Source organism: Pseudoalteromonas sp. SCSIO 43201 (genome assembly GCF_023716725.1).
Taxonomy (GTDB): Bacteria; Pseudomonadota; Gammaproteobacteria; order Enterobacterales; family Alteromonadaceae; genus Pseudoalteromonas; species Pseudoalteromonas peptidolytica.
Map to the genome: position 1 here is coordinate 1080725 of NZ_CP072684.1, position 14581 is coordinate 1095305.

Genomic DNA, 14581 nt, shown 5'->3' on the forward strand with positions numbered 1-14581 from the left:
ATAGATTATTGATAGGGAGATATTCTCCCTATCAATGGCAGCGCTTAAATAATCCGAAGTCAGCTCTAGATTTTTAAACTTCGTCTATATAAGCTAATTTATACTACAGGCGCTCAATAACAGCTTGAGTAAAGTCAGTTGTACCGTGGCTACCGCCTAAGTCACGAGTAGTACGATCGCCGCTCTTAATCACATCAGCAACTGCACTGCGGATTCTTTCCGCTTTTTCTGCTTCACCAAGATATTCAAGCATTTGAATTGACGCCAAAATAACTGAAGTTGGGTTAGCTAAGTTTTTACCTGCGATATCTGGTGCGCTACCATGTACTGCTTCAAAAATAGCGGCATCGCTACCAATATTCGCACCAGGAGCCATACCAAGGCCACCAACAAGACCCGCACAAAGGTCAGATAAAATGTCACCAAATAGGTTTGTCGTCACAATTACATCAAACTCTTCTGGTGTCATCACCAACTTCATACATGTTGCGTCAACAATCATTTCTGCTGACTCAATTTCAGGGTAACGCTCACCAACTTCACGAGCCACTTTAAGGAAAAGGCCTGATGTAGACTTTAGGATATTCGCTTTGTGAACTGCAGTTACTTTTTTACGACCTTCACGCTTTGCTAGCTCGTAAGCAAAAGTCACTATCTTTTCAGCGCCTTCACGCGTGATTTTAGACATTGCTTCTGCTTCGCTACCATCTTCTGATACTACTTGGCCAAGACCAGAGTACATACCTTGTGTATTTTCACGAACAGTAATGATGTCAATATCATCGTAGCGCGCTTTAGTCCCTTCAAAAGACTTAACTGGGCGAACGTTTGCGTAAAGACCAAACTGCTTACGTAATGTTACGTTGATAGAAGTAAAACCTTCGCCAACAGGTGTTGTAAGTGGACCCTTTAGCGTAATTTTATTACGCTCGATTGCCTCTAACGTTGCAGCAGGAAGTAATTCACCTGTTTTTTCTAAAGCAGCCAAACCTGCGTCTACGTATTCGTATTCATAGTCGCAACCTACGGCTTTTAAGATCTCGATAGCTGAATCGATGATGCTAGGGCCAATGCCGTCGCCACGGATAACTGTGATGGTTTGCTGTGCCATGTTTTTTCCTTTATCAAAAGTTGTGATACACCTGAAAAGAATTACAGACTAAGTCTAGTAGAAATTAACAACGGTGTACGTTCGCTTGTTTAAGCCGCGTTTTATAGCAATTAATTAGGTCTTATTCCAGTATGGAATGTAAAAACCACATACATAAGATTTATGCTTGTTATTGATATTATTTATAGAATAAATATCACTCAATAGCTGAGTAAAAACCAACCTCAAGTAGTGCTGCATTAAAATTCTGTGCATTTGCAAAGTGGCTATCGGACAGTATTTGATCAATCAATTGTTTTTGCCACGCCGTAGGAACAAAATTAGGAGAGATAACACTTAACACTGCTAGTTTGATAAAAGTAAAAAGCTTGCATTGCGTATTTGCTTGGGATTTCTTGAGTGTTTCACTGTCTAGCATCGCCTTATGTAGGATGCTTTTATCAAAATAATAATGATTAAATTCAACAAATTTGTCTTGTGCCAACGCTCTAACGCCAAATAAATTGGCCACTGATATCTGCGCTTCTGAGAAATCCCGGGTATGTAATGCTGTGGTATGTTGGATCTCGACGCCTTGCTTCAGCACCAAAAATGCAATGACTGCGGCAAAAGGAGAGAGTAACCGCTCAAATTCTTCACCATAACTATCACCTACGTACAAAGCGATAACTTGACTTATCACTCCATACTTATGAAGTACATCATCGGTGAACGGCGTTTTGTGACGGGCAATGATTTGTTCTAACAATACTCGCTGTGCTAATAAACCGGCAGCATCTAGACCCACCATCGCCAGTGAATGTCGTACCGAAGCGGCTTTTAGATTTTCTCGATTATACTGTTTTGCCGCAACTTGTAACGCTAGAGAAACTGACTCGAATTCACATACCAGCTTTTCTAATGACCGAATGCTTTGAAATTGACTAAAAGAAAGAGCCTTTACCGCCTCTAGCAAATGCGTGTTATCAACACCAAAAGAGGTGGGCTCTGGTGCTTGTGCTCTGTCCCAAACATTGTATAGCAGTTTAGCATCTGAGCTAAACGTAACCCCACAGCGAAAATCAAACGCTCGGCTGGCTTTGGCAAGCTTTTTAGCTTGTCCATTATCAATAATAGCGATGACTTTCTCTTTGTTACATTGAACGACTAAAAGTCCTAGCTCTTTGTTTATGTCACATAATAATCCTGCTGGATGTTTTATCATTGCGTCGGACATTGCGGATAGTACTTTAAGTGCGTAGTGATAGGAAAGCCGAGAATAAAGTAGCTTTATCGCCTTATCGAGTGGAAAGGCTGGCTGTTGCTTTGTTGGCGTGATTAAACTAGCTAGTCGATGCGCTAATGCCACTATCAAAGAAGCATGATCATTAAAACGCTGTGGCGCTTTTGAGATGAGCTTGCTGTCATAGCTTGAAAGTCGCGATAAGACACGAAGACACTGTAGGTCTGGTGTTTTCCCATCACTGAGGATCTGGACTGCCACTTGGTGCCTAACTTTCCAGAGCTTATCTTGCTGAGGATTCAATGGTTTCCCACAAGCTAATTGATCACTTTCTCGCGCCACACATAAATAATCGGCAAAACTGGCAAGTAATAGTTCCTCAGTGATTGCTCTTGAATAGCGCAAACTGTGACAAGCCATACAAATTAGCACATTTTGATTAATTACAAGGTTAGTGTTGTAGCCTAAGTTTTGAGAATATAATCCAAGCTGAGCGTGCATGCTACTAGGTGAATGTTCATAGCAGTCCATATATAGTTGTGCCAGCTTTACCAGAGTAGGGTATATCGACGACCAACGCTCCTTTTGGTAGTAAAGCCGTAATACTTTATGAGTTCCTTGTGTCAAAGCAAATAGCGTTTTACTTGTTACGATCCTAGATTCCATTAACTCTACACTTTATCAAAGGTCACTCTGGCACCTGGGCCCCAAAGCGTCAAAACACCATTTTCAAACAGTAAACCGGTACATTCATCTTCGGTGGTGATACCATCAGGTTTAACCAGCTGAGTCCGATAAAAAACAATTTGCACGACAGTGTTATCTGCTCTTTTCTTCACATAGGTTAAATCAGGACTACCGAGTGTATCCAACACAACATCAATATTCACGGGTTGTTCTAGACTTAAATTCCCGATAAAGCGATTATTAAAAGCCTCTCTGTCTTGCCATATCATTGCCTGAGGATCATCTTTGTAGTAGTTAATAACAAGAAAGACCACAGAAACGTATACCGCAAGGCCTAGAAATATGTACTGTAAAATCTTTCTAATCATCTAACTGCTCAACAAAAATGTATAATCACCAACATACGCTACGTACAGAGATTAAGATATTAACATGCCGTTTCGTCTTAACAGATAATCTGCTCAGTACAGACTAACTAAACAACATGATGTTCGGATAATTTATGCCTTTCTAGCAGCCAGTTTTCACGCTAACTGCGTTGAATTCATTTCCAATAGCCAGCTACTGGCGCTTAAATTCTTCTTACCTACAACATGTAGGAGCCTTAGCGAGAGCAGGACGCGGAAGCGATGTTTCGCAAAAACTCTCTCACTAGACAAGTGAAAAAACAAAACTGTGCTTTAGCAACAATGAGTTAGAATATTCTTTATCCAAATTTCAGGTTAAACAATAATAAATGCAAGGTTTTCTTTAAAAACAATAATTTATAAAGAAAAACATCTTAATCTTTAGCTAATATATCAAAGGTCTTAAGAAATACCTAACGCTTGAGAAAGAATGCAAAACGACACAGTGATGTAGCAATATTTTGCACGCTGGCCTTTGCTCAAAATGGCTCCTTTACGCCACCTAGCTGCACAATTCATATTTCTATTTATATTTATATTACTATCCAACTCTAATATCTTTAAGACTAAACCCTATCTCGATATCTTTTCTTAACGTGACCAATGCCAGACTAGTAATATAGTTTTCAACACCTGCTTCAAGCTTGGCTTTAACAGCGGGCTTTATCTCATCATCTATAAGCATATCATCAAGACGACTGTGCTTTGCTAATAGCTCCTGCGCTGTTTTCACTCCAACCCCAGTCACTCCAGGAATATTATTGGTTTTGTCACCACTCAACGCCCAGAAGATTTCAAGCTTGTTTTGTGTAACTGAAAATCGGCTTTTAATGTCTTCAAGAGAGATTGTTGACTTTTTAAAGTAATCATAAATAGCAATTTCCTCACTAATTAAGGGGAGGAAGCCTTTATCTGTGGAAACAATAATCGCGGAGACATTTGCTTTTGCCGCCTTCGTTGCTAATGTAGCGATAATGTCGTCGGCTTCATCATGTACCGGATTGAAACACTTAATACCTGTATTAGTAAATGCAGTGGCGAATCTGTCGAGATTGCTGCTTAGCGACTCGGGCATGGGCTGTCGGTTTTCTTTATATTTTGAGTAAAAGTGATAGCGCCAGCTTTTGTCGCCATCAAATACAGCCACGGCATGGGTCGCGGCTGATTTCTTAAGCAAGCTTCTTGCGGCTTGCTCTACCCTTTGACAACAGGCTGTAATGTGCGCCTGTTGATGTTCGCTGTGCTTTGGTTCGTTAACAGCATAAATGCGCCTAATCAAGTTAAGCGCATCAATTAACAACAAATTTTTCATTCAATTTAAGCTTTAATTTTATAACAAGGTATATACTTGCTTCCCGGCAATTTCATTCGCCCTTGAACAACAAACGCCCCCAGCAGTTTATCCATATCGGCCATAAGAGACTTATCTCCAGTTAACTCATAAGGTCCATGTTGCTTGATTGCAGTTATCCCTTCATCTTTAACATTACCCGCAACAATACCAGAAAATGCACGCCGCAAATTAGCGGCAAGCTGCTGTTTTGGCTGTGCTAGATGCAGGTCTAGCGCGGACATATTTTCATGTGTTGGCGCAAAAGGGTGCTGAAAGTCATTCTCAATTTTAAGCGTCCAGTTGAAATAGTACGCATCACCTTGTGATTTACGATATTCGCGAACGGTTACCATCGATGCTTTAAGCTTTTTAGCCACTAGCTCCGGATCATCTACAATAATCTCAAACTTAGACAATGCTTCCTTACCCAAGGTTTTTTCAACAAACGTGCTAAGTTCCTCAAAGTAGGCAGCTGACTCTTTTGGACCTGTTAATATAACCGGAAGACACTGCTTCTCATTATCAGGGTGCAGTAAGATCCCAAGCAGGTACAGTAGCTCCTCTGCGGTTCCAGCACCACCAGGAAAAATGATAATGCCATGTGCAACGCGGACAAAAGCTTCAAGGCGTTTCTCGATATCCGGCAAAATAACTAATTCATTCACTATCGGGTTAGGAGGCTCTGCTGCAATGATGCTCGGCTCTGTTAGGCCAAGATAACGATTACTTGAGACACGCTGTTTAGCATGACCAATCGTTGCACCTTTCATTGGTCCTTTCATCGCACCAGGCCCACAACCGGTACAAATATTTAACCCGCGAAGCCCCAACTGATAGCCGACCTCTTTGGTGTATTTATACTCAACTTCATTGATGGAATGGCCTCCCCAGCACACAATCAAATTAGGATCTTTGTTCACCTCTAACGCATCTGCGTTTCTGAGCATATCGAACACCATGTGTGTGATTTCAACCGGGGTTTTATTTTCACCATGATATTTTTGACAGATGAACAGAATGTCCCTGATTACTGAAAAGATATGTTCATGAATGCCAGTAATAATCTTGCCATCAACAAAAGCTGACTCTGGAGGGTTATTCAGCGCAATTTTGATACCACGTTCTCGAGCAAGCAGTTGAATATCAAAATCTTCATATTTATCATAAATTTCAGAGCTAGAGTCAGTATGACTGCCAACGTTAAGTACAGCTAATGCACAGTTTCTAAAAAGCCTATATCTTTCACTGGTGGTAGACTGCTGTAGCAAGTCAACTTCTAATTTTGATAATAAGTTAAGAACCCCTGTTGGGTTTAGCTCTATTTGCATAGGCTTACTCCTTTTTGTTGTGCGAATAGGGTAGTGCCAACTTCTTACAAATTATCCATATTTAATCGCACCACCATTTCCTTTCAACAGCCCAAAGATTTGTGTTATTTGAAGCACAATCTATCACGGCCACTATTTTTCGCGTCATATAGTGCAGCATCAGCTCTATCGAAGGCACTCAAAGTCGTGTCTCCTTTTTTAAACTGTGTTGCACCGAGAGAAATTGTAATTTCAACTTGCTTTTCTTTGAATTTAAACGGAATAGATTTTACAACTTGCCTTACCTTTTCTAGCGGTTTTTGTGCCTGGCTAACGGGCATTCCAGGCATCAATAAGACAAATTCCTCACCACCATAACGAGCAATAAAATCGCTTTTACGGATCGATTTTTTCAAGGCTCTGGCTATCACTTGCAAGGTTTTATCGCCAGCACTATGTCCATATTTGTCATTGATAGATTTAAAATGATCAACATCAATCACAACGAGCGTAACTTCGGTGTCATTGACTTCAAACAAGTGCATTTCATGGGTCAAACGCTCATCAAATGCAGCGCGGTTCGGCAACTTAGTAAGGCTATCGAGTAAACTTTTAAATTTTTGCTCACTCAGCCGCTTTTGATAACTCGACACTTTCGCTTCGAGCATATTAATACGATTATTAATTGCATCGAATGAATCAAGAAGTGCATCTCGCTCATTTTTTTCCAGCTTTTCTCTAGCTATTAAATCTGCGCTTAATAACTTGAGCTCATTATCAACTAGCGCCTTTAGTGCAGTAATAGAACTTGCATTTTGAGTTTGCTCATTGAGATTTTGAATTTTTAGCTCAATCTTACTGTTCAAAGACTTTAATTCTTGTGATGCTGATTTAGACCGAGCTGTTGTTTCAACAATAGAACGGTGCAACTCTTCTAAAGTCTGATTTAATGAAACTAAAAAGCCCTGCGCAGATTGCCGCTCTCGAGCAATGGTCTGAGCAATAATTCTAATTATTTCGGTTGCTGCGCTGTATAGGTTGTCTAAGGTGTCATCCTGAGCGACTCCCTCTCTGATCTCTTTTACTTTGTCGACAGCATCGTCTTCAAAAATAAGTTCGTTGATTAGCGCTTGCAACTCTGCCGCGAGTTGAGGCTGACTGCTCCCTGCGGCAACATCATTGACTTCTGTTTTTGCCTGTAACACAGTTTGATAAATTGAGACCAAGGTCTCTAGTGCTGGAAGATATGCGTTCGTAGAACTGATGTCCTGTAATTCAACGTCTAATAAGTGCCTCAGTTTTCGGCGTGACTCATTTGGTACACCTTTGAGCTTTTGCAAGAGTTTACCACTGTGGCGGATTGAAGCTTGTAACGCCTTTTGATTCGTAGAGTTTATGGCTTCCTGCGCTTTTAATGGTTCCGATATACCGTCAATAAAGGGAGCAAGCTGTTCAAAGTCAACACCTTTATTGAGTGCGATACGAAACTTAGCTAGCTGATTGTCCAGAGAAACATCCTGCCCCTTACAGGCAAGAGAAAGCTTTGCAGCAAACTGAGTTAATAGCTCTACTTGTTGTTTTCTTGCGTCCTCAAGCGTCTTTCTTGCTTCAATGGCTTGTTTTAACTTTTGCTCGAGCATTACGGCGTTATCAGTCACAGATTTCCAGTTATGATTTGATCTCTTAGATACTTAGTCTACAACAAATTTAGCCAATATGCGCATAAATTTATGGCTGTAACATGTCCGACTTTGCTGTTCACTCGTCGATATTACTTCGCCTAGAAGGTCTTGATTTGATAGATTAATCGTATTCATAACTGACATTTAATACGATGAAAAAAAGCCTAATAGTACTTGCTTGTATTACCGCATTACACGCTCACGCCGACGTCAACTATCAAGTCACCATCACGCAGCCGCAGCATCACTTAGCTGATGTCGAAGTGACATTCCCGCATTCAACACAAACCAGTATAGATGTGCAGCTTCCGGACTGGCGCACCGGGCGCTATGAGATATTGAATTTGGCTAACGGCATTCGTTTCTTTGCCGCAGAAGGACACGATGGAAAGGCTCTAAAGTGGGAGAAAACGGATAAAAACACGTGGCGAGTACATCTATCTGAGCCGACAGAACTGAAAGTACAATACCAAGTATATGCCAATGAACTTGGTCTCCGGGCGAGGCATATTGATGACACCCATGCGTTTATTGATGCCTCCGGGTTCCTTATGTTCAGCGAGTCTTTTAGAGCAGAACCCATAAAAATAGACTTAGACGTACCAACGGACTGGCGTTCAGTCTCTGGCATGAACTTTGCCGATTCCAAACACAGCTTTAAAGCTGATAATTATGACATTTTACTTGATTCTCCGATTGAAACCGGCATTAACCAACTACATAAATTTCAAGTAGATGGTCGTCAGTACGAATTGGTGATTTGGGGGGAGGGGAATTACGACGTTGATCTGATGCTGACAGATCTGAAAAAACTGGTCAAAACCGGCACTCTTATATGGCATGACTACCCTTATGAGCGCTACGTATTTATGGTTCATGCAACGAGTGGCGCTCGTGGTGCCACGGAGCACCTAAATTCGACCATTATACAAAGGCACAGAGATAGCTTTAAAGACCGTGATGATTATATCGGCTTTATTTCAACCGCAGCGCACGAATTTATTCACACTTGGAATGTTAAAAATTACCGTCCTGCAGGTATGGTTCCGTATGATTATGTTGCTCCAAATTATACTGATCTGTTGTGGTTAGCTGAAGGTTCGACAAGCTATTTTGAAGACTATTTGTTACTTAGCGCAGGAATAACCACTAATGATGAATATCTCAACATGCTTACCAAGCGCGTTAACCGTCATCTTGACACCCCGGGGCGTCAGGTGCAATCTGTTGCCGCAAGCAGCTTTGATAAATGGATAAATCAAGGTGGCGATCATGGTAGTAACTATAGCACCAACATCTATTCAGAGGGGGCATTAGTCTCGATGGCGCTGGACATCGACCTACTTGAGAAATCAAATGGAAAAATAAGTTACCGTGACGTACACAGCCAGCTATATAAACAACATAAATTACCTAATAGCTTTACAAGTGAAGACGTCAAACGCATTTTAAAACAATTGACTGGACGAGATTATCACGCTTGGTGGGCAAACCATGTGGATAAACCAGCGAACATGGACTTTAATGCGTTATTCGACAAAGTGGGATTAGAATATAAGCATCCCAAATCAGCCAGTGTGATAGCTAACTTTGAAGGAAAAGCAAAACAACAAGGTGAACTTCTGAAGCTACTTCATGTAGCTCGAGATGGTAACGCTTGGCGAGCCGGACTTACTGCTGGAGATCTAATCGTTGCCTTTGATAAGCACCATGTGAGGGATAGTTTGTCGGCAAGCTTAGCGCATTTTGTACCTGAACAAACGGTGAAAGTTGATTTTATTCGTAGGGATAAATTAATGACTACAGAGTTGACACTAAACCGTGGTTACGACAAGCCTAAAAAAATCACCTTCACTGAAACGCCATCAGCACAACAAGCCATGCTATACAAAGCTTGGATGGGCGTCGCACACCCTAATGAGAAAAAATAGCTAACAGCAAAAAGGGCTGATAGTTATCAGCCCTTTATAATTTCTACCTCAGTAAAAAATACTAGGCTTCTACTACATGATGCGAGAGAAGAATCGAGAGCGATTCTTTGAACGACCTCTACGCATAGAAGAACGGATCTGAGAACGAGTGCCAGCTAACCAACTTTCACGGTCAACCTTTGCAGCATCGCCCCGTCTTGCTTCCTCCGTTGCACGGAATCCACAAAACTCACGATACGCTTTTAAATCAAGAGATAATTCTTGTAGCACAAGTTCAATCATAATTGCATCGTCAACATAACCTAATACCGGAATATGGTCTGGCACCATATCTTCAGGTTCGCTGAAGTAGGCTAGCGACGCCATAATCTCACGTTTTTCATCTTCAGGCATTTGCCATTCTTCATCCAATACAGCGTCAATTAACGTCTGTAATGAAATAAGACGAGTACTCACAAACTCGGGAAGGTTAGATTTTTCCATCGTTGCGACTAAATCGCGTGCTTTTGAAATAATTTCAGCATCACTTACATCACCACTTTTTTCAATTGCGGCTTTCATCATTCCACGGAAGTGTTCAAGATCTGAATCAGAGAGTTCAAAGTTGATTTCTATAGACACGTCTGTGCTCCCTCAACGTTGTTATTATTAACGGTTTAAGCAAAAAGTTAAACTTATTGCAATAATCTTAGATACTAGCACATCTCACTCAGATGTCTTCTCAAAAGTTACACTTTTAATACTTATTTTTTCCATATTATGACCTTTGTATAAAAGCTATACCGTGAGTTTTGGAGTCAATAAATTAAAAATACGGTTGATACTGTTTTTGTATTAACTTTCGGTTGGACTTATTGTTAAAAAACTTATTAATTTGAAGTCGCTGTTTTAGCCAAAAGTTACCTTTTTCGTTACGACTTAAAAACTCACGGCCTACTGTACTGTCAAATATTTCGCCATGGTTAACGGGGCAAGGAAAGGCTAATAAAACACTCACTTGCTTTTCCCAAAAGTGTTGATAGTCAATATCAATTGGTCTGCCAAATGGGCGTGCATGCGCAAGTATTTTTTTAGCCCCCTCAAAACTAATAAGTTGTGCTACGGTTCCAGCGGGGACTTTATTGGGGATCACCAAAGAAAGATCGCCGTCTATTCGGTGGGTGGCAATGGCGGTTCGACGATTTTTTTGCGACTGATACAGCTTGATCATATCCCAATCAAAAGGCAAAGCTGATACTTTGCTATCGATTTCTCTTAAGTCAGCCTGTAATTGAAAGTCATCCTCAAACACAAAAGCATAAGGAAGCTGCCTAGCGACAATTTCTTCCAGCACTTTAAGGTGGCTCATGTAACAACCTATTTCACCTACGGTAAGCGCACGGTAATACTGGCGAGCATTTTTTTCCCTACTGTAATGAGTTTCCAGCTCTTGATTGCTTATTGAAGCACCATCTACGGCGCTGATCCGCTCAAAAGAGAGGTTAAATTTATCAAATTGACGAGCGGACTCTTTTAAACGGTCTTTACTAGAATCTAAATTGATGAGAAAGATATTCAAGTCTGTCATGTGTAAGCTGATAGTGTTTGATTGACTTACACAAAGTGTGCTGCGCTTGTATGACAACACAATGACAGACTGGCTTAAACTAGCGAGCGATAAGGCCTATATCACATCAAAATATCAACGTATTAGGTACAATGAAAGCCCCAACCAGGTATCAACATAAAAAATGGGGGTTATTACAGAAATTATTTGTCGCTTATTTCTAAACTCACAACCCATGGGGACTGCTTATCTAGACCTTTACCCAAAGCAATACTTATCGCACTTGTTGTTGATGCTGAGGTGATGTCGGTATGTAAAACTTCACCATTCTCTTGAGAAGATACCATCCAATTGCTACCCAAGCACTGTGTCACCATGCTTTGCGCATATTGATGAATTTTAACTGCACTTTGGTAGTCCTCAAACTGTTCTTGGCAAGTATATATTGTCTTTCCTTTACTGCTTTCGATTATCTGACAAGAGTTACCAACGAGATGTGCCTTGGCTTGCCATGTCTTAATTAGTTTTGCGCCTACCTGTACGCCTTTTAACACTGAAAACCCACTTGAAGAAGCGTCAACTAGCGTCGTGAGTTTTTCACAGCTCGACATATCGTTAACTTTTGCCTGTTGATCTGGTGAAAGCGTTGAACAACCCGTTGTTAGCACACCAAGTAACAATAAAGCCAATGTTTTTATTTTCATCTTTAAATCCATGCTTTTTACCATAACAGTTTTAACCGTAGACGATTAAAATACTACCGTATAATTGTAAAGTCACGAAAAGTGTAGTTCAGTTAAACTGAGTGGGTGTTGATCTATATTCGATTATCTTACATGAATTACCAACGAGGTGTGACTTAACATCCCCATTCCATGCCTTAACTAGTTCTGCGCCCACTTGCAAACCTTTTAATACTGAAAGCCTGCCTGAAGAGAGGTCAACTAGCGAAGTGTACTTTTCACAGATCGACATTCCGTTCACTGTAGCCTGTTGATCTGCCGAAAGTGTTGAACAACCAGTAGTTAGCACACCTAATAACAATAAAGCCAATGTTATTTTTTTCATCTTCAAATCCATGCTTTTTACCGTAGCAGCTTTAACCCTAAACGATTAAAATACCAGCGCATAATTGTAAAGTCACAAAAAGTGTAGGGCAGTTAAACTGAGCTGGTATTGCTCTATATTACAATTATCAGTTTGCAGGTTACAGATGGTTATCTGCAACCTGCAAACAACTCGGTTCAACCGTTACTTGTGTCTAAGTTCGAGGGTATTAACCACCTCACTCAGAGTTAAGCCTTGTCGCTGCAACAGCACAATAAGGTGATAAAGAAGATCAGCAGACTCATTAAGCAGCTCTTCATTGTCATTTTTCATCGCAGCCAGCGCAACCTCAACTCCTTCTTCTCCAACTTTTTGGCAGCTGCGGCTCAAATCTTTTGCAAATAAAGAGGCGGTGTAACTGCTCTCCGGTGAGGCATTTTTTCTTTGTGCAATTACACGCTCAAGCTTTCCTAAAAATGCAAGCTGTGGCATGGTGTCTGCGAAGCAGCTTTCGCTACCTAAATGGCAAGTTGGACCTTGCGCGGTGGCGTAGATCAGTAAACTGTCTTTATCACAATCTGTGTGTACTTCTACCAACTCTAAAACATTGTTTGACGTTTCACCTTTTGTCCACAGGCGTGATTTGGAGCGCGAATAAAAAGTAACAAGCCGTTTGTCTAATGTAACCTCAAGGGCATCTCTATTCATAAAGCCCTGCATTAATACTACGCCTGTCAACGCATCTTGCACTATTGCTGGTATAAGTTCGGATTTTTCGAAATCCACTTCTGCCATGTTTTGTTTATTAATTATCATTGTCGTGCTGCCACATCATTATTTATTAAAAACTGCTTGAGCTTAGGAATTTCGATTACACCTTTGTGAAATACACTTGCCGCCAAAGCTCCATCAACATTCGTTTGTGTAAACACATCAACAAAGTCCTGCATGCTGCCTGCACCGCCAGAGGCGATAAGCGGCACTTTGCACAATTCTCTGATTGCGCTGAGCTGCTCTATATCATAACCATTACGCACACCATCTTGGTTCATACAGTTGAGTACAATTTCTCCCGCTCCGAGCGCTTGTACTTGTTTCACCCATTCTTGGGTTTTGTATCGAGTCCGACTTGCGGCGTTCGGATCGCCTGTTAACTGGTACACTAAATACTCTTGGGTTTGCTTATCATAGAAACTGTCTATACCAACGACTACACATTGTTTGCCAAATTCGTCATGTAACTCTTTAATAAGTTCAGGACGCGCAATCGCAGGGCTGTTAATAGAAATTTTATCTGCTCCTTGCTCAAGCACCCGAGCGGCGTCCGCCACCGACTTAATTCCACCAGCAACACAAAATGGAATCTCGATATGCCTGGCAATCTCAGCGACCCAATTTACGTCTAATAAACGCTTTTCCACACTGGCGCTGATTTCGTAAAACACCAATTCATCAGCACCTGCGGCGCTATAACGCTCCGCAAGTTCAAGAATATCCCCAACTACTTCGTGACCTTGAAATTTTACGCCCTTAACAACTTGGCCGTCTTTTACATCTAAACAAGGAATTATGCGTTTTGATAACATGCCAGTGCCTCCTCAACGCTAAATACACCCTCAAGCAGTGATTTCCCAAGTATCACTCCACCCACTTGTTGTTTGGCAAGACGGGCAATATCACCCAGTGAGCTTACGCCTCCAGAAGCCTGAACTTTAATTATGCTATTGTGCTTGGTAATATCGTCATATAAAGAAAAAGAAGGGCCTGCCATAGTGCCGTCCTTACTGATGTCCGTACATAAAAAACCTACTACCCCTTGCTCAACATAAAAATCTAATAATGCAAACAAGTCAGTTTTTGCATCGTTAAGCCAGCCGTGAGTAGCAGGAGACCAACCACTTTCAGTTCTATTAACATCCAGTGCAATAACAAATCTATCAGCACCAAACTCTTTTATCCAAGTAGCAACTTCCTGCTGCTTTTCTACCGCCATCGAACCAATTACGACCTGAGCGGCACCAGCTTCAAGCCACTGCTTTACATCATCAATACTGCGAATACCGCCCCCTATTTGAAACGGAACAGACAACGCTCGAGTCGCGGCTTGGATGGTACGCCATTGCTTTTTGTTCGGATCACGCGCCCCTTCCAGATCCACTAAATGTAGCTTGGTTGCGCCAGCATTTTGATACTCAAGCAGACGTTCTGCTAAATCAAATGGATAAAACTGTGCGGTTTCATATTTGCCTTGATACAAACGAACAATATTGTTCTCTAATACATCTAAAGCGGGAATAATCATTGTTCG

14 protein-coding genes are annotated in these 14581 nt (G+C 41.2%); 1 reads left to right on the top strand and 13 read right to left on the bottom strand.

Annotated elements, in window-relative coordinates:
* Positions 1-103 precede the first annotated feature (103 nt).
* The 6 genes from J8Z24_RS21110 to J8Z24_RS21135 all read right to left on the bottom strand — a co-directional run bounded on the left by J8Z24_RS21110 (position 104) and on the right by J8Z24_RS21135 (position 7725).
* Positions 104-1111 carry an isocitrate dehydrogenase gene (locus J8Z24_RS21110; RefSeq protein ID WP_128731546.1) on the bottom strand — a complete coding sequence of 336 codons (1008 nt, stop codon included), beginning with the start codon at positions 1109-1111 and terminating at the stop codon, positions 104-106.
* Between the two features lie 196 nt (positions 1112-1307).
* The gene (locus J8Z24_RS21115; protein WP_252095799.1) at positions 1308-2999 is read right to left on the bottom strand and encodes a hypothetical protein; all 1692 of its coding nucleotides are present in this window, start codon (positions 2997-2999) and stop codon (positions 1308-1310) included.
* 5 nt (positions 3000-3004) lie between these two features.
* Positions 3005-3388 carry a DUF3192 domain-containing protein gene (locus tag J8Z24_RS21120; protein ID WP_125252909.1) on the bottom strand — a complete coding sequence of 128 codons (384 nt, stop codon included), beginning with the start codon at positions 3386-3388 and terminating at the stop codon, positions 3005-3007.
* A gap of 580 nt (positions 3389-3968) precedes the next feature.
* Positions 3969-4739 (bottom strand): flap endonuclease Xni, encoded by a 771-nt coding sequence (gene xni / locus J8Z24_RS21125; protein ID WP_128731544.1) that lies wholly within the window; start codon positions 4737-4739, stop codon positions 3969-3971.
* Positions 4740-4744: 5 nt separating this feature from the next.
* Positions 4745-6088, bottom strand: a complete 1344-nt coding sequence (ppnN, locus tag J8Z24_RS21130) for a nucleotide 5'-monophosphate nucleosidase PpnN (protein WP_147389828.1) — start codon at positions 6086-6088, stop codon at positions 4745-4747.
* Positions 6089-6192: 104 nt separating this feature from the next.
* Positions 6193-7725, bottom strand: coding sequence for a GGDEF domain-containing protein (locus tag J8Z24_RS21135; RefSeq protein WP_125252912.1), 1533 nt, complete (start codon positions 7723-7725; stop codon positions 6193-6195).
* Positions 7726-7901: 176 nt separating this feature from the next.
* Here J8Z24_RS21135 and J8Z24_RS21140 point away from each other — a divergent pair, with 176 nt between their 5' ends.
* Complete coding sequence (locus tag J8Z24_RS21140) at positions 7902-9680, top strand: M61 family metallopeptidase (protein WP_176032293.1); 1779 nt, start codon at positions 7902-7904, stop codon at positions 9678-9680.
* A gap of 72 nt (positions 9681-9752) precedes the next feature.
* Here the strand turns inward: J8Z24_RS21140 and J8Z24_RS21145 are convergent, their stop codons facing one another.
* The 7 genes from J8Z24_RS21145 to J8Z24_RS21175 form a co-directional block, all read right to left on the bottom strand.
* The gene (locus J8Z24_RS21145) at positions 9753-10301 is read right to left on the bottom strand and encodes a YkvA family protein (protein ID WP_147389832.1); all 549 of its coding nucleotides are present in this window, start codon (positions 10299-10301) and stop codon (positions 9753-9755) included.
* A 184-nt stretch (positions 10302-10485) separates the two neighbouring features.
* Positions 10486-11247 (bottom strand): glycosyltransferase family 25 protein, encoded by a 762-nt coding sequence (locus J8Z24_RS21150; protein ID WP_176032292.1) that lies wholly within the window; start codon positions 11245-11247, stop codon positions 10486-10488.
* A gap of 182 nt (positions 11248-11429) precedes the next feature.
* Entirely contained in the window at positions 11430-11930 is a 501-nt protein-coding gene (locus tag J8Z24_RS21155) for a hypothetical protein (protein WP_176032291.1), read from the bottom strand.
* A gap of 88 nt (positions 11931-12018) precedes the next feature.
* Entirely contained in the window at positions 12019-12294 is a 276-nt protein-coding gene (locus J8Z24_RS21160) for a hypothetical protein (protein ID WP_176032290.1), read from the bottom strand.
* A 183-nt stretch (positions 12295-12477) separates the two neighbouring features.
* Positions 12478-13089 (bottom strand): bifunctional phosphoribosyl-AMP cyclohydrolase/phosphoribosyl-ATP diphosphatase HisIE, encoded by a 612-nt coding sequence (hisIE, locus tag J8Z24_RS21165; protein WP_147389840.1) that lies wholly within the window; start codon positions 13087-13089, stop codon positions 12478-12480.
* Positions 13086-13859, bottom strand: a complete 774-nt coding sequence (gene hisF, locus J8Z24_RS21170) for an imidazole glycerol phosphate synthase subunit HisF (protein ID WP_147389842.1) — start codon at positions 13857-13859, stop codon at positions 13086-13088. The genes hisIE and hisF overlap by 4 nt, the downstream gene beginning before the upstream one ends.
* Entirely contained in the window at positions 13841-14575 is a 735-nt protein-coding gene (locus tag J8Z24_RS21175; protein ID WP_176032289.1) for a 1-(5-phosphoribosyl)-5-[(5-phosphoribosylamino)methylideneamino] imidazole-4-carboxamide isomerase, read from the bottom strand. The genes hisF and J8Z24_RS21175 overlap by 19 nt, the downstream gene beginning before the upstream one ends.
* Between the last annotated feature and the right edge of the window lie 6 nt (positions 14576-14581).

Bases quoted from the DNA above. Each gene is read 5' to 3' on its own strand.
- J8Z24_RS21110 (WP_128731546.1), bottom strand. From the start codon at position 1,111: ATGGCACAGCAAACCATCACAGTTATCCGTGGCGACGGCATTGGCCCT.
- J8Z24_RS21115 (WP_252095799.1), bottom strand. From the start codon at position 2,999: ATGGAATCTAGGATCGTAACAAGTAAAACGCTATTTGCTTTGACACAA.
- J8Z24_RS21120 (WP_125252909.1), bottom strand. From the start codon at position 3,388: ATGATTAGAAAGATTTTACAGTACATATTTCTAGGCCTTGCGGTATAC.
- xni (WP_128731544.1), bottom strand. From the start codon at position 4,739: ATGAAAAATTTGTTGTTAATTGATGCGCTTAACTTGATTAGGCGCATT.
- ppnN (WP_147389828.1), bottom strand. From the start codon at position 6,088: ATGCAAATAGAGCTAAACCCAACAGGGGTTCTTAACTTATTATCAAAA.
- J8Z24_RS21140 (WP_176032293.1), top strand. From the start codon at position 7,902: ATGAAAAAAAGCCTAATAGTACTTGCTTGTATTACCGCATTACACGCT.
- J8Z24_RS21150 (WP_176032292.1), bottom strand. From the start codon at position 11,247: ATGACAGACTTGAATATCTTTCTCATCAATTTAGATTCTAGTAAAGAC.
- J8Z24_RS21155 (WP_176032291.1), bottom strand. From the start codon at position 11,930: ATGAAAATAAAAACATTGGCTTTATTGTTACTTGGTGTGCTAACAACG.
- J8Z24_RS21160 (WP_176032290.1), bottom strand. From the start codon at position 12,294: ATGAAAAAAATAACATTGGCTTTATTGTTATTAGGTGTGCTAACTACT.
- hisIE (WP_147389840.1), bottom strand. From the start codon at position 13,089: ATGATAATTAATAAACAAAACATGGCAGAAGTGGATTTCGAAAAATCC.
- hisF (WP_147389842.1), bottom strand. From the start codon at position 13,859: ATGTTATCAAAACGCATAATTCCTTGTTTAGATGTAAAAGACGGCCAA.
- J8Z24_RS21175 (WP_176032289.1), bottom strand. From the start codon at position 14,575: ATGATTATTCCCGCTTTAGATGTATTAGAGAACAATATTGTTCGTTTG.